This window comes from Methanosarcina baltica (assembly GCF_055394095.1).
The window spans coordinates 3,181,271-3,199,366 of record NZ_AP042463.1 but is presented as its reverse complement, the minus strand read 5'-3'; the positions used below and the strand labels follow the sequence as shown (position 1 = coordinate 3,199,366).

Here is an 18,096-nt window from a genome sequence, read left to right as displayed (position 1 = left end):
GAGCTGCAAACTGAGGAAGCATTCGCAGGTATCATGACATTTCCAACGTAGTCAATTAAGACTTAGGCTGGTCAACTAGGGCTTATACAAGCCCCACTGCTTCAGCGTGGGGTAGTTGACCTTAAACCACAAAAGTCTCCCCGTTTACGGGCGCATGGGCCTTTACCCCGACTTCTTCCCTTATCCACTCGGCAAACTCCCCGGTCTTTTCCCCGTGCATAACAAAGACCCTTTCCGTGCCCCGATCACAGCACTGCCGGACAAGTTCTTTCAGCTCCTTATCGCCGCAGTGTGCGGATAAATCGTACTGCTCGACTTTCGTTCTGAGGCTGAAGACGGTCCCGTTATCCTCTATAAGGTGATTTTCCAGGGCCATTCTCCCGTTTGTGCCCTCGACCTGGTAGCCGGTAAGGAGGACTTTTGATTTTGCGTCCTTGTGGAGTTTTCTCAGGTAATAAAGGACCGGGCCGCCATTTAGCATTCCCGCGGTGGTGACAATGACCGCAGGCTCCTTCAGGACAGCTGCCCGCTTTTTATTTTTCACGGAAGTTGCCCACCCGAAGGCCTTCTGGAGAGCTTTCGCGTCCCGCAGGTAATCAGGGTGTTTCATGAAAATTTTGGAGACCTCCCGACCCATACCGTCCACGTAGGTGGGGATTCCATGGGCTTCCAGGAGCATCAGGACTTCCTGTGTCCGGCCAATGGCAAAGGCCGGGACAATGGCGGTCCCTCCCCGGTCGATGGTTTCCCAGACCGACTCTATAAAAGCAGCCTCGGTTTCCTCCCTGGGGACATGGTCTTCCCCGAAGTAGGTGCTCTCAATCACAAGAGTCTGGGCCTCAGGAATCTTTTCAGCTCCCTCGACCAGCCGGGTCGGCTGAAGGCTCAGGTCTCCCGTATAATAGAGGTTTTCTCCTTCCTCCGACTCAAGGTATATACCGGCCGCTCCCGGGATATGTCCGGCCCTGTAAAAACAGGCGTTGTAGCCGTGAGTTTTAAAGCTCTGGCCAAAATCAATTTTTTGAGTCCTTCGGGTAAGCTCCTGCAGGTCGGCCTGGTCGAAGGGGCCAACTCCCGAAAGACTGTAATTCGCAAGCTTGAGGGTATCTTTCGCCAGGAGGGCTGCAAGGTCCGCAGTCGGTGGAGTCATGAATACATCGGGTTTGCCGTACATGAGGCTCGGGACCGCCCCACAGTGGTCCAGATGCCCGTGAGAAATGAGCACGGCTCTGGGATCCATGCCGTCCAGAGGGTATATTGGAAACTCTCCGGGCTTCATCCCGTAATCAAGCAGGACCTCCCCGTTGACCAGAAAGGCCGAGCGGCCCACTTCCCCACAGCCGCCTTTAAAACTCAGTTCCATTAAAAAACTCCTTAGGAATGGTAAAAATATAATTTCAAATTATCAGAACCACGGATAGACACGGATAGACACGGATTGGAAATATCTGTGTTCATCTGTGTTCATCTGTGTTCATCCGTGGTTTATTTTCAAATTTTGGAGTCGATACAATAGTTCCATTTACCTAATAATCATTATTGTTAGCAAAAATCCTTGATGTTATATTTGAATCGTTCCTTAAAAACTCCCATTTAATATTTCCCTCTAAAACCTCATCATTCAATCGGTTTTTTTACAGTTTCTGCTGTTTCCACTGTTTCCGCAGTTTCTACAGTTTCTACAGTTTCTACAGTTTCTACAGTTTCCGCTGTTTCCGCTGTTTCCGCAGGTTTTTCGCCACAGGCTCCCTGAAGCTTCTTGATCTTACCTATGTTGATACCGGTCAATTTTGAGAGTTCAAAAGAATCAGCTAACACAAATTCCCTGACACTTGAGATCCCGGCATCTTCCAGTTTTCCGGCTGTTATCTTCCCCACGCCTTCAATGGCTTGCAGGGATTTCGGAAGGTCTGTTTCCAGTTTCCTGGCCTTTTCTTCCTCCTGTGTTTTCTTCCATTCTATGAAATTGCACTGAGGACAGCCCAGGTCCCAGGGACGTTTCCCCCCGGTTATAATCTTTATGTGGTGTAACCCATGGTCCTTGCAGGTCTTTTCCGTGACCACGATCTGCCCACTTCTCGGAAGAGGCAGGGAAAAACTGCAGTCAGGATAGTTGTTGCAACCAATAAACCTGCCCCCCCTCTTCGAGCGGCGGATCATGAGCTCTCCCCCGCAGTCGGGGCAGATGCCTATTATCTTGTCTTCCCTGAGGCCTGCCTGGAGGGACTCAACGATCTTATCCCGGTTCTCCTCCAGGCCCCCAAACACGGCATCCAGCATGGCCCTTGATTCTGTCAGGACATCTTCCTCCGAGATATCGCCCTCGGCTATCCTGTCCATGTCCTCCTCAAGCTTGCTGGTCATGTCCGGCAAGGTGATTGTCGGAGAGTAGTTCTCAAGGGTATCCACAACGGCAAAAGAGGTCCTGGTAGGCTGTATCGGGTTGCCGTGGACGTAGGCCCTTGAATTGAGCTTGCTGATGATTTCGTGCCGGGTGGCCTTCGTGCCCAGTCCGAGTTCCTCCATTATACCGATCAAACGACTCTGCCCGTAGCGGCCCGGGGGCTGAGTTTCCTTGTCCAGCAGCTCTTTTTTCGTAACTTTCAGGGCTTCTCCTTCCCGGAGTTCCGGGAACAGCCGGTTGGCCGGAGCGTTGTAGGGGTAGTACCATCTCCAGCCCGGTTCAATCAGTCTGGCCCCGTTTGCCCTGAACTCTTCCCCGGAAATGTCGAGCTTTATGCGCATGGTTTCCCATTCGCTGGCGTCCGCAAAGGTTGCTAAAAAGCGTCTTACAACAAGCTCGTAGATCTTCCATTCGTCCTCTTTAATCTCTTCTTTTTTCGCAAGGGAAGCCGGAAAGATCGGGGGGTGGTCCGTTGTCTCCTTTTTCCCGCGGGTGGGGACAAGTTCCGGTTTTTTAAGGAGAGTTTCGGCTTCCTTCTTAAAGGGCCCGTCTTTGAAAGCTTCAATTAGGGCCCTCAGGTCCAGGCTTTCGGGATAAACGGTATTGTCGGTCCTCGGGTATGAAATGTACCCGTTGGTGTAGAGGCTCTCGGCTATGCGCATGGCGTTTGACGGGGATAACCCGATTGCGCTTGCCGCGCTGATAAAGCCCGTGGTATTGAAGGGAGTCGGGGGCTGTTCGGTCTTTGTGCCTTTTTCGAGGCTTTTGACCTCAGCCTCGTCCCCGAGTTTTGCAAACACTTCCCCGGCTTCTTTCAGGTCCTCGAAGCGCCGGGTCGAGTGCTGGGCCTCGAAGCTTTCCCCTCCGGGCTCCGTAAGTTCGGCGTGAATTTCCCTGTAAGGGGTAGGGATAAAGGCTTCCCGTTCCTTTTCCCGTTCCACTATCAGGGAAAGAGTCGGAGACTGGACCCTTCCGACTGAAAGAAACATCTTTCCCAGCCTCCCTGCCGAAAGGGAAATGTAACGGGTAAGGGCCGCACCCCAGACCAGGTCAATGACCTGCCTGGAATGGCCCGCATCGGCCAGGTTGAAATCAACCTCTGCCAGGTTTGTAAAGGCGTCATCGATGGCTTTCGGAGTGATTGCGCTGTAGTGGGCTCTGTCAAAAGCTATTCCTGGGTTTACCCCCCTTATGATGTCCAGGGCCTCAACTCCTATCAGTTCCCCTTCCCGGTCGTAGTCCGTGGCAATCGTGACACGTTTGGCATCCTTCCCGAGCTTTTTCAGAGCGGCAACGATTTTCCGGTTGATTGGAGTTGTTATGACATCGGCATCGATAAGAGCCCTTGCATCTACTTTCTGCCAGTTGTTATACTCCCTGGGAAAATCAATTCCCACAATGTGGCCGGAAAGCCCAATGACCACGGTTTCCTCTCCCTGGGCGAGTTCATACTGGTAGCTGTCCACACCACTTATCCTGACTTTTTTTGGCTTCTTCGGTGCAAGGATAGCGGCTATACGCCTGGCCGCTATGTTCTTTTCGGTTACGATAAGATGCATCTAAAACTCCGGTAAAATTGTCTTTTTGATGAAAGGGCTGTAAAATGCCCCTGTATTATCCAACTTTTAACTTAATTTAAACTGCTTACTCGTTCTTTCTTTTTTGAATATAAGTTTTTGGATCAGATTATACCGGGATAAAAGCCATTTTCATGGTTTTTCCGGGCTTTTAACCTCTCTTACCCCTTTAACCTTACTTATATTCAAGCACCATCTCCGGTTTTCTTGGTTTCGGACCCACTGCAATTTCCGAAAGAGTCCCGTATTTCCCACTGACCACAAACAGGAGCTCGTCCACTTTTTGCAAGCACTCCCCACACGGTTTTGCAAGATATTTCGTCGCAGGCCCCTACGCCTATGACCCTATCTGTAGCACTCCTGTCGTTCCCCTCTCAAGATCATACCCTTAAGGAATGGTGAAAATATAACTTCATGATTTATTTTGGGAGTTGCTTCATACTCATACATGTTGTGTTTTTGTGTGAGGGGGTGTTTGGTGTGTGGGCATTCAAACCACGGAACACACGGAACACACGGAACACACGGAAAATGAATGCAGGAAGACGATAATTACGGTTTCTCGGGCATTTTTTCGTCCTCTTGAGGGGCGTAGCTCCCGAAAAGGACCCCGTGCTCCCGAAGCGGAATTCGGGTGGTTAAGGAATGGTAAACAAAAATACTTGATATTATATTTGACTCATTCCTAAGACAAACCCTATCAGATTACATATAATGACTCTGGACTTCCACAATTTCAGTACTGTTTTTCGTCTGCGAGTATTCCTCAAGCGGTTCATGGTTCAGTTCCAGGAAACTGTGTCCCCAGTTGAACTTGGACATTACCTTTTCAGCCTGCTCCTTATGCCCCAGGATATAAAGGGCCGCCGCAAAGGCCTCCGCGGAATTGAGCCTGAAAGGCCGCCCGAAGTTTATCGGGTTTCCCGCAAGGAGATACGGAAGGGCTCTGTGTTGCAGATTCAGTTTCTCCAGTTCCGGAAAAACACGCTCGACCTCTTCCCAGGAACAATCCAGGACCGTGATGCCCTTTTCGACATTATCAGCCGGGGAAAGGGCCTTTTCAGCCATGGGGTCCAGCAGGACCGAGTACCTGGGCAGTTTCGAGATTTTTTCATACAGGCGGGCCAGGTTGAAGCGGGCCATTTTCTTGCCGGTGCACTTTTTTGGGTTACATTGGCCGGCATGATACATATAAAGGGGGATGTCCCGGTCTTGTATCGGCTTTGTCATTGCTCCCCCCTCTGGAAGACCCGACATATATGTTTTACGCATTTTCAGGCAAAACTCACCCCGTTCCGGGAATTCGGACTCAAACCGGGGCCAGCGTACTCCCCGGCCACAGGCCGGTTTCCGTGCTTAAAAAAGTCCTTACAGAAAATATCGCCAGTCAAATTTCAAACCACAGAAGACACGGAAGGTACGAAAAAAAGAATGGCGGAGATACGCCATTTAAGGTCAATCTTGCGTTTTTTTAGTCCCACATGCGTTAGCAAAGCAGACCTCGGTTTTCCAGTTCGCCTGATTGAACAAAAAGGAACTCGGTTTTCCAGTCCCGTCTGATTGAAAAAAGCATAACTTGGTTTCATAGTCCGCTTGAGCTCGCACCGCGAGCGAAACGGACCGCGTGCTGTTGCGATTTCATCGCAACTCCCAGGAAATCTTCGATTTCCTGTGATCCCGAAACGCAATTCGGGAAATGCAACTTGTTTTTCCAGTCCACCTTCGGATGCTTCAATCTTCTTTTTCAGTACCTAAAGTCGCTTCAACAGCGCTGCCTGCTGAACTGCCAGAACCTCATGATTATTTTTCAAGAGATTTGAAGTACTTATCGGTTTCCGCGACAACAACCCCGGAAAGTGCCAGGAGGGCGATGAGATTCGGGAAGGCCATTAGCCCGTTGAAGATATCGGCGATGATCCAGACGGCTTCGATTGAAAGGAAACCTCCGGCGGCCACCAGAAAGATGTAGACGGCTTTGTAGGGGAGAATGCCTTTTACGCCGGTCAGGTATTCCATACAGCGTTCCCCATAGTAGTTCCAGCCGAGAATAGTCGTAAAGGCAAAGAAGATCAGGCCTATGGTCACGATGTAGGAACCTGCGGCCGAAAGTGTCCCCGTAAAGGCGGCGTTGGTCATGTGGGCGGCTTCACTGGCCCCGTTTTTCCAGGTGCCGGAAATGATCAAAGTAAGGCCGGTCATGGTACAGATGACGATCGTATCAAAGAAGGTCCCGGTCATGGAAATCAGGCCCTGTTTGGCAGGTTCCCTGACTTTTGCGGCTGCGGCTGCAATCGGAGAACTGCCGAGTCCGGACTCGTTTGAGAAAATACCCCTTGCGACCCCCATCTGTATGGCAAGCATTATGCCCGCCCCGAGAAAACCGCCGGAAGCTGCAGCCGGGGTAAAGGCGCTCTTAATGATCAGGGCAACGGCCGAGGGCAGCTTATCGATATTGAGGCCTATGACAAGGAGACAGCCGATTACGTAGGCGATTGCCATGAAGGGGACCATTAACTGGGCAACCCTGGAGATGCTCTTAATCCCTCCGATGGTAACGAGGGCCACCAGAAAGGCCAGAGCGATTGAAGTGTCCACTCCGGAGATGCCGAAGGTGGCTTCCACGGAACTCACGATTGCGTTTACCTGAGTAAAGGTGCCCACCCCGAGGCAGGCCGCGCAGACCCCAAAAAGGGCAAAGAGTTTGGCAAGGACTCCACTGTAGCTCTTATGGGCCAGGCCGTTTTTGATGTAGTACATGGGCCCGCCGGACATCTGTCCGTTTTCGTCAACGGTCCTGTACTTGACGGCAAGGAGAGCTTCCGCGTATTTGGTCGCCATCCCGAAAAAGGCTGCAAACCACATCCAGAAGAGGGCTCCAGGCCCACCTCTCGCAATGGCTGTTGCGACCCCGACGATGTTTCCGGTCCCGATTGTGGCCGAAAGCGCCGTACAGAGGGCCGCAAAACTGGATATATCTCCCTCGGCCCTGCTGTCAACGTTGCGAGACCCGAGCACATCTTTCAGGGCCATGGGTAATTTGAATATCTGAATTAATTTCAGGCGTAAAGTCAGGTATATGCCGGTCCCCACAAGCAGGATAAGGAGAGGAGGGCCCCAGATAAACCCGTCGATTCCGTTCAGAAGGGATACTACCGCTTCGGAATTTAACGCTTCGAATATCGTGCTAACTACCATAGTAACGAACCCTTAAAATAAATATATAATATGCATTATGAATTAATACTAACAGTATGGTCCTGAATACAGGCCATTTTCCCGGATGCCGGAGAGATAAATCCGGATCAAATCCGAATGATAATACTGCATGAAAGACTCTGCATATAATATTTTTATATTTAGTTTTTTGTAAAAGGATATAAATTAAAAAGATACTTAAGTGCATTGATTTTATTTTTAAAATAGTTTTAAAAGATATGTGTATTAATTGGGGTTTAAAATTAAATAATTTCTAAATGTTTTGGGTGAAATAACCTGACTTATAATCTTGTACTCAAAGGATACCAAACAGAGACATTTTTAAAAAAGTGGTAAATGGGTAAAAAAGCGGGTAAAAAAGTGGGTAAAAAAGTGGGTAAAAAAAGGGCAAGGGTAGGAATGGGTGAATGTTGGGATAACCGTTGGGATTTGTTGGGATTGTGTACGCTTGAATTTGTTGGGATAACGTACTTTGGATTTGTACATTGGGATTTGTACAATCTGGTTACTAAAAAAAGACCCGTATACCTAGAACTTACCCTTAATACTTTTTATGTAGTTGTATTATATAAAGATTGGGATGTTCTCAGGATATATACAAAAATTACTATGGTAATTTTTAATATATATAATGTACGGATATGTCAACTCCCCCCCCCTAAAACCCTCTCGGGATGTCTCAGGTTTTTTAGGACAGGGAAATCCTGCTGACTGAGTTGAAATCAAAAATTATTGATGCATAAATATTAAATTCTTAAATATTTATAATATTTTTTCAAATAATACTTTCTAAAATTCAACTTTCAGGGAATCCGGGATAAATGAATACTAAAAAACCGAAAAAAGCCGAACTCACGCTGAGTGTAATGAAAGAGAAACTGGGGGTCTGTCGCCTGGAAAAAGACAGGGGAAAAGGCCATAATATCCCGGATTGGGCAACTCGGGATGGGTTTTATTCGCTTACAAAGACCGCTGATGAACTTTCGGTAGTCTGCCCTGAAAAGAATATTCCGGAAGGGGTCCGGTGCGAACCGGGCTGGAGGGGCCTGAAGGTCGAGGGGCCTCTGGACTTTGGCCTGATAGGGATTCTCGCAGCTCTTTCCACCCTGCTTGCGGAAGAAGGCATAAGTCTTTTTGCGCTTTCGACCTACGATACGGACTACGTTCTGGTAAAGGAGGAAACCCTGGAAAAGGCGGTCAAAGCCCTTTCAGACGGAGGACATAAGGTCCTCAGTGCCCCCCTGGACGGCAAATTATAACAGGCATCAAAAGCCTCTGGAGATCATGAGTAAAATGCAGGTAAATATATTTGAAAATTTGTCTAACTCGACTGTCTATTTAATATCTGCCGGGGGACTTTTTCTGGTAGTCCTTTTTTTCAGTTTAATGTTCAGATTCGCGGAAGCCGAAAGGCTTTCCCTTGTACTCCTGATGGGCCTGCTGGCCTCGCTTACGGCCATTTTCGTTGTGAGGTTTCTGGTCTCCAGGCTACGGGGCAGTGATTCTTAAAACCCTTCACTGATGCTGAAAAGCCAGATCATGAAACCCGAATAGACCAGTATCAGGAAGAGGCCCTCGAATCTTTTGATTTTCCAGCCGGTCCAGATGAAGAGAAGAAAGAGCAAGCTCATGAAAATCATAAAGGGAGTTACGAAAAAGACGCTCAGCTCCGTTATCGGCAGAGGATAGAGGAGGCCTGCACAGCCGAGGACCAGGAAGATATTCGTTATGTTTGAACCGATGGCGTTTCCGAGGGCAATGCCCCCGCGACCGCTTCGGGCGGCCGTGACCGTGACCATCAGTTCCGGAAGCGAAGTCCCAATGGCAACAAGGCTTGCCCCTATTACGGTTTCCGGCACGTTCAGGAGCTCTGCAAAAAGAATGGATTCCTGAACAAGATACCTGGCCCCCAGGACGATTGCTACCCCGCTTGCAATGAGTTTTAAAAAGTCCTGAGTAAACCCGCTTTTTTCAGGAAGGGGCGGGTCCCCTTCTTCCGACCTGTTTTTATCTCCTGCTTTCTCTTCTCCGTTTCCCTTTTCTTCGCCTCTCTCTTTTCCAGCTATCTCTTTTCCAGCTATCTCTTTTCCAGCTATCTCTTTTCCAGCTATCTCTTTTCCAGCTATCTCTTTTCCAGCTATCTCTTTTTCAGCTCTCTCTTTTTCAGCTCTCTCTTTTTCAGCTCTTTCTTTTCCAGCTCTCTTTTCTCCGGCATCCTCCAGTTTTTCACTTTCCTGCTTAAATCCTTCACGGAATTTTGTCCTGATGTCAAAAAGGTATTCAAATTTGAAAAAATAATATAGAAAGTCCTGGAAATAGACCACCTCTTTTTGTTGATGCACCCTGGTAAACAAAAAAAGGATGTAGGCTATATACAGCAGAAGAAAAACCAGGGCTTCAGGGCGGGAAATCCGGAAATCAAGCACGAAAAGGAGAAAAACCAGGGCTGAAAAGAACATGATGTACCCGTCTCTTTTCAGCATCACTTCGTCGGTCCTGACAGCCGAGAGCACGCCTGCTGTGCCCACGATCAGCCCGATGTTTGCTATATTCGAGCCTATCACGTTTCCGATCACAAGCCCGCTAGCCTGCTGGAAGGAGGCAGCTATGGAGGAGGCAAGTTCGGGCACGGAGGTCCCCATGGAGACCAGAGTCAGCCCGATTATGAATTCCGAGATCCCGAGTTTTTTTGCGATTGAAGAGGAAGAGGCCACGAAAAGATCGGCCCCCTTTACGAGCAGGAAAAGCCCGAACGCAAAGAGGACGATGTCGAAGACAAGCACAGATGAACTTTGAATCCGGGTTTTATTTAAGCATATCTTTTACTGCCGGTTTATTCCTTTTTTCGGCGCGGAACAATGTTGGGGATGGGAACTACCGGAGTATTATCAAAGCTTACGAGCACTGCTGAACTCAGGATAAGGACGCAGCCCAGGACTGTGCTCAGCCGGAAGGGGACGTCGAGTATGGTGTAATCGAAGAAAATTCCGGCCACGGGTTCGGTCAGAGCCAGAATACTCCCGGTCTGGGCGGCCAGACGAGAGAGCCCGTCCACGCAGAGCAGTTCCGCGATTCCCATGGATAGGAACCCGAAGAGGAAGAGGATAGGCAAGTTTTCCCGGAGGGTTTCGAGGGAGACTTCAAAGGCCCAGGGGGCTGAGAGCAGGGTGCTTATCGCAAGCCCCCAGAAGGCCAGGGAGATTGAAGAGTATTCGTTTTTGAGGTATCTGATGTTGATTATTGAGGCCCCGTAAGTAATCCCGGCAAGCATTCCGAAGACTACGCCGGTTACGTAGGCGCTGTTTAACTCTATTCCGGAAAACCCGGCCTCGGGTCTTACAACCTGTACGACCCCGAAGACGGCGAGGAGGAGGGCGAACATACTCCAGGGCCCGATTTTTTCTTTGAGGACGAGGGGGGCGAGCAGGGTCACGTAGACCGGGGCCGTGTACTGCAGGAGGATGGCAATGGATACGGAGGTGTTTTTAACCGCCACAAGGAAGGAAAACATGGTTATTGCTATGAAGCTGCCCTGGACCAGGAGGTTACCCTTTTTCTTTCCGAGCCGGACTTCGGAATACCTGCCCGTCAATGCGAGATAGAATACGATCGTAAGAAAACCGAAAAAAAGTCTGTAAAACAGAATCGGGCCGATTTCCATCCCCCGGATATGTTCCAGAAAAATACCTGTCATCCCGAAAATAGTACAGGCTATTGCAACCTCAGGGTATGCCCGTTTTGTTCCCGCACTCATTGAGGCTATAATTACGGATTTAGTTATATACTTTTTTAAAGAACTTCCCGGACCGGGAAGAGGGGAAAACAATCAAATAATCAAATAATCAAATAATCAAATAATCAAATAATCAAGGAACATTTTTTCAATTCCTATCAAAATAAGTTTGCAATTATCTAAATATTATATAGGAAACTATATATATTATACTGCATGAGTTAAATGCATGTTGGATTGAGACGTTTTAAATAAGTTCTAATTGGTTAAAAAAGGTCTCAAAAGGCTTGTTGCGTTTTTATGATTTGTAAAGTTTTTATGATCTTTCATAAAGGCCTGCAACTACCCGGGATGTACATTCTTTTGTGCGGACTTTTCAGGTTCATTGGGCCTGAAGCGGCAAAAACTGTGCACATATCTGTGTGTTGTTTTCGTGCAACCTGTAAGGAATTACAGCTACTTGCAACCCCCGTGTTTTCCATCGTAGTTCATAACTATCAATATTAGGACTTACGCACTTGAGATTCCGAAAAGATGATATTATTTAAATTATAATAAATAAACAATAATTCCCAAAAAAATAAGGAGTTATTGTTATAAATCCACCCAAATGTAGCGATATTGATTACATTAATTTCCTCATTGCGACTTCTAAGGTTTTTAGTTGTACTGAAGCCACTAGATGTTATCAATTAACAGCTAAGGCTCCTTCTCATGACGCCTTTACTCGTTGCCTTCAAAGGCAACTTCCAAACACAGAAAAGCTATGGGAAAAAGTAAAAGCTTATGTCAAGCTTAAAGGCGGCTATTTTATTTTAGACGATTCAACATTAGATAAACTATACGCAAAAAAATAGCGTTTGTTCGCCGTATGTGGAGTGGAAATCATCATCGCACTGTAATGGGCATAGGTCTTGTTACCTTAATTTGGACAGATGGTACAATCATTATACCTGTTGATTTTCGAATTTATAATATCGATGAAGACGATAAAACGAAGAGTGACCATTTCCGCGATATGCTTGACAAAGCCAAAGAACGTGGTTTTAATCCCAGATTTGTTTTGTGTGATACATGGTATGCAAGTGTGAAAAACCTTAAAGCCATTAAGGCCAAAGGATGGCATTTTCTCACAAGGTTAAAGAAAAATCGTTTGGTATATCCTGACAACACGAAAAATGTGCCACTTGAAACGGTAGATATTCCTCCAGAAGGACTTGTGGTTCATCTGAAATCATATGGATTTGTAAAGGTGTTTAGGATCGTTTCCACAGACGGAGACACGCGACACTGGGTTACAGATGTACTGGATATGGATGAATCAAAACGCGAGGATTTGGCGAAGAAATCATGGAAAATTGAGGAATATCACAGAGGGATAAAACAGTTCTGTGGTGTAGAAAAGTGCCAGGTAAGAAAAGCAGAGTCACAAAGAGCACATATAATATTTTCCTTAAGAGCTTTCCTTAGACTGGAATTACAAAGAATCAAAACAGGAATATCCTGGTTTGAGATTAAGGTAAAAATTACAAGAGTTGCAGTGGCAGCATATTTAAATAACTCACTATACACATTAAATTAATTTTGATATTTGTGATGTTGCTGAAAAACGGCATGTTGAGAACCAACTGCGTAACTCCTAAATATTATCAATAATAACTGGATTTTAAAAAGAATCTTCGGTTAACCCGAGGTCTTATTGTGGATAGAAAGGTAAAACTAGAAGTAAAAAATATTACTAAGATTTTTGGAAAAAACCCTCATAAAGTACTTTCTCTTCTTGAAAAAGGATTTTCAAAAGAGGAAATACATGAAAAAACGAAACAGACCGTCGGGCTCAGGGACGTCAGTTTCAAAGTGTATGAGGGGGAAACTTTTGTTATAATGGGGCTTTCAGGTTCCGGAAAGTCCACTCTTTTGCGCTGTATGAACCGCCTGATAGAACCAACCGGCGGGGCTATTTTGATTGACGGGCAGGACATAGCGAAACTGGACCGGGAAAAACTGCGGGAAGTCCGCAGGGCCAAACTCGGAATGGTTTTTCAGAACTTCGCGCTGCTTCCTCACAGGAACGTGCTCGACAACGTGGCCTACGGTCTGGAAATCCAGGGTGTTTCTAAAGAAGAACGTTATTTAAAGGCTGAAAAAGCCATCGATACCGTCGGGCTCAAAGGCTACGAGCAAAGTAAAATCACCCAGCTCAGCGGGGGGATGAAACAGAGGGTGGGGCTTTCCCGGGCTCTTGCCAATGACCCCGATATTCTCCTTATGGACGAGGCTTTCAGTGCCCTCGATCCTCTTATCCGCTGTGAGATGCAGGACGAACTGCTATCTCTTGAAGACGAGATGCAAAAGACCATCATCTTCGTTTCCCACGACCTTGACGAGGCCCTGAAACTGGGAGACCGGATAGCTCTCATGAAAGACGGAGAAGTCGTCCAGATCGGGACGCCGGAAGAAATCCTTACCGAGCCTGCCGACGCCTACGTCTCGAAGTTTGTTGCTGGGGTTGACAGGTCCAAAGTCCTTACCGCAGAGGCCGTTATGAAACGTCCTAACCCCATGGTTGCTGTAAACTCAGGGCCCGGGGTTGCCATCCAGCTGATGAAGGAATACGGGATTTCCTCTATCTACGTCGTGGAAGGGAAAAACAGGCGTTTAATGGGAATCCTGACAATAAAATCAGCCCTTGAGGCCCTGAAAACCAAAAAAAGCCTTGAGGAATATATAAACCGGGAAGTCTCCACAGTGGCCCCGGATATGCCTCTGAACGAGGTAATCAATGTCATAGTGGACAGCGAGTATCCCCTTGCCGTTATCAACGAAAATAAGAAATTTCTGGGAATAATTGCCCAGGGGAGCGTGCTGGGCGCCCTTGCAATGTCCGGGGAAACTGAGGAAGTCGGGGAGGTAACCAAAGAGGCAGCTGAATCCGAAACCGAATCAAAAAGCCAGGAAGAAAATTTTCAGCCCCCGGATTCTGGTTCAGGCCCTGAAGTGGTTCTGGCTGTGCCTCCTGAAAGTGAGCTGGGAATTGATGCCGAAGCAAAAACGGGAGAAAATGCTTCTCCTGAAGGAAATCAGCTTGAAAAACCGGAGCTGAAATCATGTTAAGCTCAATAATTCCCAAAATCCCCCTAGGGGACTTTGTGGAGTTTCTGGTAAAATGGATTGAGGCCCACTTTGGGACGGGCCTTGACCTGCTGAGTGATAAACTTGACTTCCTTATCACTGCCCTGAAGGACTTATTGCTTTTCCTGCCTCCGGAAATCTTTATCCTGGCCCTTTCGATTTTTGTCTACTTTGCGGGAAAACGAAACATCAAAATGGCGCTTGGGGCAGGGGTCGGTTTCCTGCTCATCCTTAATATGGAGCTATGGGAACTGTCCATGCAGACGCTTGCCCTTGTTCTTTCTTCGGCGTTTCTCACCCTGTTTATCGGCATCCCGGTGGGAATCCTCTGTGCAAAAAACGATCTCCTGAACAGGCTTGTAAGGCCCATGCTCGACCTGATGCAGACCATGCCCTCCTTTGTCTACCTCATCCCGGCTCTGATCTTTTTCGGGCTCGGAAATGTTCCCGGTATGATCGCAACGGTTGTTTTTGCAATGCCTCCTGCCATCCGCCTGACAAACCTGGGGGTCCGGCAGGTCCCAAAGGAACTGAACGAAGTTGCGGAGGCCTTTGGCTCAACCAGCTGGCAGAAGCTTTTGAAAGTGGAACTTCCAGTCGCTCTCCCGACCATCATGGCGGGTGTTAACCAGTGCATAATGCTTTCCCTTTCAATGGTTGTAATCGCCTCCATGATAGGAGCCCGCGGGCTTGGCTACCAGGTTCTTTTCGGAATCCAGAGGGTTGACATAGGGCTCGGTTTTGAAGCGGGGCTCGGAATTGTCATTATCGCCGTGGTCCTGGACAGGGTCACCCAGAGCCTGAGTCCGAAAGCCTGAGCCTGGAGCCCGGAGTAAAGGCAGATAGGAGAAGGGGGGTCACTTCTCCCCTTTCCGGAAGAAGTGTGAGCAAAGGGCCTGGGCTTATGTCCTCTAAAGCTCCGCATTATCCATATCCCGATTAACACTGTAAATGAATATTAAATTTGTAATATGAAAGGTTGTAGATATTTTGAAAAGATCAATTACAAAAAAAATTGGATCGATATTAATAGTAAGTCTGGTGCTTGGCCTCTGCCTTTTCGGGGCAGGCTGTGCCGAGAAAACAGATGGTGACGCGGAAACTTCCGAAGCAGGTCCTGCTTCCGAATTTACTGAAAAGATAACAATCGGCTACGTCCTCTGGGACGGCGAAATCGCAAGCACCAATGTTATCCAGCAGGTGCTTCAGAAAGCCGGATATGAAAATGTGAAGATTACCGCAGTTGACGCAGGTCCCCTCTATAAGAGCGTGGCTGACGGCGATTTTGACTTCACGACCTCGGCGTGGCTTCCCCAGACCCAGAGGAACTATTGGGACACCTACGGGGACCGGATTGATGTTGTTGGGGTAAACCTTGAAAACTGCAGCATAGGACTTGTTGTCCCTTCATACGTGAATATTTCCTCCATTGAGGAGCTCAATGCCAACAGGGATCTGTTCGATGGCGAAATCATAGGGATAGAACCCGGAGCCGGGATGATGGGTATCACCGAAACCGCGATTGAAGACTATGATCTGGACCTGGAACTGGTATCGAGCAGCGGTGCGGGAATGGCCACAGCTCTGACAAAAGCCATAAATTCCGGAGAGCCAATTGTGGTTACCCTCTGGTCTCCCCACTGGGCCTTCAACCGCTGGGACATTAAATATCTGGAAGATCCGAAGGGCATCTTCGGAGAAGCCGACCATGTGGAAACTCTCGCAAGGAAGGGCCTGCAGGAAGACATGCCTGGACTTTATATGATTCTTGAGAGATTCGAGTGGACCCATGAGGATATCCAGAGCGTTATGATGGATATCGAAAACGGAACAGCTCCTGAAGAGGCCGCTGCAAAGTGGGTTGAAAACAACCCCGAAAAAGTACAGGAATGGATTGGAGAAGAATAACATCTCTTTCTCCAACATTTTTTATTTTTTTACATCCCTTCACATTTTTTGCTTTTTTTAATTTAGTGATGATGGGTCATTGGTGCCTCTGTTGTTTCCTGCCCCGCATTTCTGTCCGGAGGCACGGTCATGAGTTTGGAGTACTGCACCCCTTTCTGGCTAAGGATCTTTTCCGCAAGTTCCACGATGCGCTTCCCGTCTCCTTCCAGGATGATTACCTCGAAGCAGAAAGGGGGTTCGAGGTGGATGCGGACAGTTGAGTGTATCATGTCGGTGTACTGGTGCTGGATGTTTTCAAGGGCGTTATTGACTCCTTTTTTTGAACAGTCATAAACAATCGAAATTGTTGCGGTCCGTTTTTTCTCTATGCCCTGCATCCATTCATAATGCTGGTTATAGCCCCTGATAGCGTCCCTTATCCCTTCCGAGCGGGAGGAATACCCCCGGTTGAAGATTATGTTGTCAAATTTGTCTAAAAGAGATTTCGGAAGAGATATTCCTATTCTCATAAGTTGCTTTTCCATTATGGCTCCTCCAAAAAATAAATATGGGTTTTTAAGGCCCGGTTTTGTTTCCCGGCTCTTCCGGCTTCATTTAAAGTGCCGGAAAGAATGTACTACTTTTCAAAATACTGAGTGCAGTGGAAGCTACACATATAATTACAATCGAACTCTTTGCCCCCATACTATAATAAAATGGGTTGATATTTAATATTTTGTAAGCAAATATGTCCACTAAAGTAATATTAAATGTTAATTTATCTGTAAAATAACTATATTATTATATCATTGATCTCTTCCCCGGTCCCTCTAAGAAATTCCGGGAAAACCCGGAGGGTCCCCGGCCCCATCCCATAATTCTAAAATAATAATTACACTGTTGGCCAGGGGAAGAGGATTCCGGCCGGAAAACCCAAAAAGCTTATTAAAGGCTGAGATATATAAGCTGGGACACGGCAGAGATATATTTGCTCAGAGTTATTAGAATTCATATCAAATTTCAGTAATTATCATATTCATCAAATATAATAAGAGAGTTGAACATTATGGCAATCCAAAAAGGCGATTTCATAAGATTAAGCTACACAGGTAGATTTGACGACGGCAGGATCTTTGACACAACCAGCGAGGAACTTGCAAAGGAAGAGGGCATCTACAACGCTCAGGGCCTTTATGGCGGAGACGTGGTCATTGTAGGCGCAGGGCACACCATTACAGGCCTGGATGAGGCTCTTGAAGGCAATGAACTCGGTTCCACCGGCAGCGTTGAGATCCCCCCTGAAAAAGGCTTTGGCCTGAGCAACACCAAACTTATCAAGACCCTTTCCATCACCAGGTTCAAGGACAAAAAAGCTTACCCCGGCATGAGTGTGGAAATCGACGGCAAGAGAGGTATGGTCACCAGAGTTATCGGGCGCAAGGTCTCAGTTGACTTCAACAGCCCCATGGCAGGCAAGACCGTCACCTACGAGTTCACCATCGAGGAGCTCATCGAAGGCGACCTTAACAAGATCCAGGGTCTGCTTTCCCTCTACACCGGCATCAGGGACCTGGTAGTCGAGATCGAGAACGGCACCGCAAACATCTACATCCCTACCGGCCTGACCTTCAACCAGCGCTGGCTCATGGCCAAGAACAAGATCGCAACCGAGATCATGAAGTTCGTGGAACTCAAGGAAGTCCAGTTCATCGAAAAAGTCGAGGTTGAACCCGAAATCACCCCCGAAGACATCGAAGCAGCTCTTGCAGAAGCAGTAGCTCCTGAAGCAGAAGCAGAAAAAGCTGAAGACGCAGAAAAAGCTGAAGACGCAGAAAATTAATACAGTGGAAGTGAAAAAGGGGCTTTTCCCCCTTTTCCTTTCACAAATTTTATATACTATAATCTGTTTCTATAGATTCCTGAATACGGTTCTTCATATATGCTGAGGTAGCCAAGTGGACTACGGCGCCGGTCTTGAAAACCGGTAGTGCTGACGCGCTACAGGAGTTCGAATCTCCTCCTCAGCGTAAAAATATATTCTTACAGTCTTTTTTTGCAGATGGTTCCAAAATCCAGTAATTGGTGGCTCATTAAAAAAATCACCTGATTTTGAAATTTGCATTTGAGCTCATTATAACATCACCTAA

At 47.4% G+C, this 18,096-nt stretch carries 14 protein-coding genes, 1 tRNA gene and 1 pseudogene; 9 read left to right on the top strand and 7 right to left on the bottom strand.

Annotated features, from left to right (window positions below; translation table 11 throughout):
- Positions 1 to 121: 121 nt before the first annotated feature.
- The 4 genes from ACZ5QV_RS13965 to ACZ5QV_RS13950 form a co-directional block, all read right to left on the bottom strand.
- A complete protein-coding gene (locus tag ACZ5QV_RS13965; RefSeq protein ID WP_464600379.1) occupies positions 122 to 1,363 on the bottom strand; it encodes an MBL fold metallo-hydrolase in 1,242 nt (413 codons plus the stop codon).
- A 254-nt stretch (positions 1,364 to 1,617) separates the two neighbouring features.
- Entirely contained in the window at positions 1,618 to 3,963 is a 2,346-nt protein-coding gene (locus ACZ5QV_RS13960) for a DNA topoisomerase I (protein WP_464600378.1), read from the bottom strand.
- A 723-nt stretch (positions 3,964 to 4,686) separates the two neighbouring features.
- The gene (locus ACZ5QV_RS13955; protein ID WP_464600377.1) at positions 4,687 to 5,211 is read right to left on the bottom strand and encodes a DUF367 family protein; all 525 of its coding nucleotides are present in this window, start codon (positions 5,209 to 5,211) and stop codon (positions 4,687 to 4,689) included.
- Between the two features lie 570 nt (positions 5,212 to 5,781).
- Entirely contained in the window at positions 5,782 to 7,176 is a 1,395-nt protein-coding gene (locus ACZ5QV_RS13950; protein ID WP_464600376.1) for an alanine/glycine:cation symporter family protein, read from the bottom strand.
- Positions 7,177 to 7,533: 357 nt separating this feature from the next.
- Between ACZ5QV_RS13950 and ACZ5QV_RS13945 the strand changes: the two genes are divergently transcribed.
- From ACZ5QV_RS13945 to ACZ5QV_RS13935, 3 genes are all read left to right on the top strand, one after another.
- Positions 7,534 to 7,908: a hypothetical protein gene (locus ACZ5QV_RS13945; protein WP_464600375.1), complete on the top strand. Its 375-nt coding sequence runs from the start codon at positions 7,534 to 7,536 to the stop codon at positions 7,906 to 7,908.
- 110 nt (positions 7,909 to 8,018) lie between these two features.
- Positions 8,019 to 8,456 (top strand): ACT domain-containing protein, encoded by a 438-nt coding sequence (locus tag ACZ5QV_RS13940; protein ID WP_464600374.1) that lies wholly within the window; start codon positions 8,019 to 8,021, stop codon positions 8,454 to 8,456.
- Positions 8,457 to 8,583: 127 nt separating this feature from the next.
- Positions 8,584 to 8,706: a hypothetical protein gene (locus tag ACZ5QV_RS13935; RefSeq protein ID WP_464600373.1), complete on the top strand. Its 123-nt coding sequence runs from the start codon at positions 8,584 to 8,586 to the stop codon at positions 8,704 to 8,706.
- On the opposite strand, the gene ACZ5QV_RS13930 is transcribed toward ACZ5QV_RS13935, so the two are convergent.
- Together ACZ5QV_RS13930 and ACZ5QV_RS13925 are read right to left on the bottom strand one after the other, a co-directional pair.
- On the bottom strand, positions 8,703 to 9,980 hold the full coding sequence (locus ACZ5QV_RS13930) for a calcium/sodium antiporter (RefSeq protein WP_464600371.1): 1,278 nt from the start codon (positions 9,978 to 9,980) through the stop codon (positions 8,703 to 8,705). The genes ACZ5QV_RS13935 and ACZ5QV_RS13930 overlap by 4 nt on opposite strands.
- Positions 9,981 to 10,030: 50 nt before the next feature.
- Positions 10,031 to 10,951: a DMT family transporter gene (locus tag ACZ5QV_RS13925; RefSeq protein ID WP_464600370.1), complete on the bottom strand. Its 921-nt coding sequence runs from the start codon at positions 10,949 to 10,951 to the stop codon at positions 10,031 to 10,033.
- Positions 10,952 to 11,520: 569 nt separating this feature from the next.
- Here ACZ5QV_RS13925 and ACZ5QV_RS13920 point away from each other — a divergent pair.
- The 4 genes and pseudogenes from ACZ5QV_RS13920 to ACZ5QV_RS13905 all read left to right on the top strand — a co-directional run bounded on the left by ACZ5QV_RS13920 (position 11,521) and on the right by ACZ5QV_RS13905 (position 15,970).
- Positions 11,521 to 12,512 (top strand): annotated as a pseudogene (locus tag ACZ5QV_RS13920) (IS701 family transposase).
- Between the two features lie 119 nt (positions 12,513 to 12,631).
- Complete coding sequence (locus ACZ5QV_RS13915) at positions 12,632 to 14,044, top strand: quaternary amine ABC transporter ATP-binding protein (protein ID WP_464600369.1); 1,413 nt, start codon at positions 12,632 to 12,634, stop codon at positions 14,042 to 14,044.
- A complete protein-coding gene (locus ACZ5QV_RS13910) occupies positions 14,038 to 14,880 on the top strand; it encodes an ABC transporter permease (protein ID WP_464600368.1) in 843 nt (280 codons plus the stop codon). The genes ACZ5QV_RS13915 and ACZ5QV_RS13910 overlap by 7 nt, the downstream gene beginning before the upstream one ends.
- A 169-nt stretch (positions 14,881 to 15,049) precedes the next feature.
- A complete protein-coding gene (locus ACZ5QV_RS13905; protein WP_464602112.1) occupies positions 15,050 to 15,970 on the top strand; it encodes a glycine betaine ABC transporter substrate-binding protein in 921 nt (306 codons plus the stop codon).
- 62 nt (positions 15,971 to 16,032) lie between these two features.
- Here ACZ5QV_RS13905 and nikR read toward each other — a convergent pair whose 3' ends face one another.
- Positions 16,033 to 16,494, bottom strand: a complete 462-nt coding sequence (gene nikR, locus ACZ5QV_RS13900; RefSeq protein ID WP_464600367.1) for a nickel-responsive transcriptional regulator NikR — start codon at positions 16,492 to 16,494, stop codon at positions 16,033 to 16,035.
- Between the two features lie 521 nt (positions 16,495 to 17,015).
- Between nikR and ACZ5QV_RS13895 the strand changes: the two genes are divergently transcribed.
- The gene (locus tag ACZ5QV_RS13895; RefSeq protein WP_464600366.1) at positions 17,016 to 17,789 is read left to right on the top strand and encodes an FKBP-type peptidyl-prolyl cis-trans isomerase; all 774 of its coding nucleotides are present in this window, start codon (positions 17,016 to 17,018) and stop codon (positions 17,787 to 17,789) included.
- A gap of 101 nt (positions 17,790 to 17,890) precedes the next feature.
- Positions 17,891 to 17,976: transfer RNA gene (locus ACZ5QV_RS13890), tRNA-Ser, on the top strand.
- Positions 17,977 to 18,096: the final 120 nt, after the last annotated feature.

Excerpts from the sequence above, each read along its gene's own strand:
- ACZ5QV_RS13925 (WP_464600370.1), bottom strand. The coding sequence starts at position 10,951 with ATGAGTGCGGGAACAAAACGGGCATACCCTGAGGTTGCAATAGCCTGT.
- ACZ5QV_RS13965 (WP_464600379.1), bottom strand. The coding sequence starts at position 1,363 with ATGGAACTGAGTTTTAAAGGCGGCTGTGGGGAAGTGGGCCGCTCGGCC.
- nikR (WP_464600367.1), bottom strand. The coding sequence starts at position 16,494 with ATGGAAAAGCAACTTATGAGAATAGGAATATCTCTTCCGAAATCTCTT.
- ACZ5QV_RS13935 (WP_464600373.1), top strand. The coding sequence starts at position 8,584 with ATGTTCAGATTCGCGGAAGCCGAAAGGCTTTCCCTTGTACTCCTGATG.
- ACZ5QV_RS13955 (WP_464600377.1), bottom strand. The coding sequence starts at position 5,211 with ATGACAAAGCCGATACAAGACCGGGACATCCCCCTTTATATGTATCAT.
- ACZ5QV_RS13960 (WP_464600378.1), bottom strand. The coding sequence starts at position 3,963 with ATGCATCTTATCGTAACCGAAAAGAACATAGCGGCCAGGCGTATAGCC.
- ACZ5QV_RS13945 (WP_464600375.1), top strand. The coding sequence starts at position 7,534 with ATGGGTAAAAAAGCGGGTAAAAAAGTGGGTAAAAAAGTGGGTAAAAAA.
- ACZ5QV_RS13950 (WP_464600376.1), bottom strand. The coding sequence starts at position 7,176 with ATGGTAGTTAGCACGATATTCGAAGCGTTAAATTCCGAAGCGGTAGTA.
- ACZ5QV_RS13910 (WP_464600368.1), top strand. The coding sequence starts at position 14,038 with ATGTTAAGCTCAATAATTCCCAAAATCCCCCTAGGGGACTTTGTGGAG.
- ACZ5QV_RS13940 (WP_464600374.1), top strand. The coding sequence starts at position 8,019 with ATGAATACTAAAAAACCGAAAAAAGCCGAACTCACGCTGAGTGTAATG.
- ACZ5QV_RS13895 (WP_464600366.1), top strand. The coding sequence starts at position 17,016 with ATGGCAATCCAAAAAGGCGATTTCATAAGATTAAGCTACACAGGTAGA.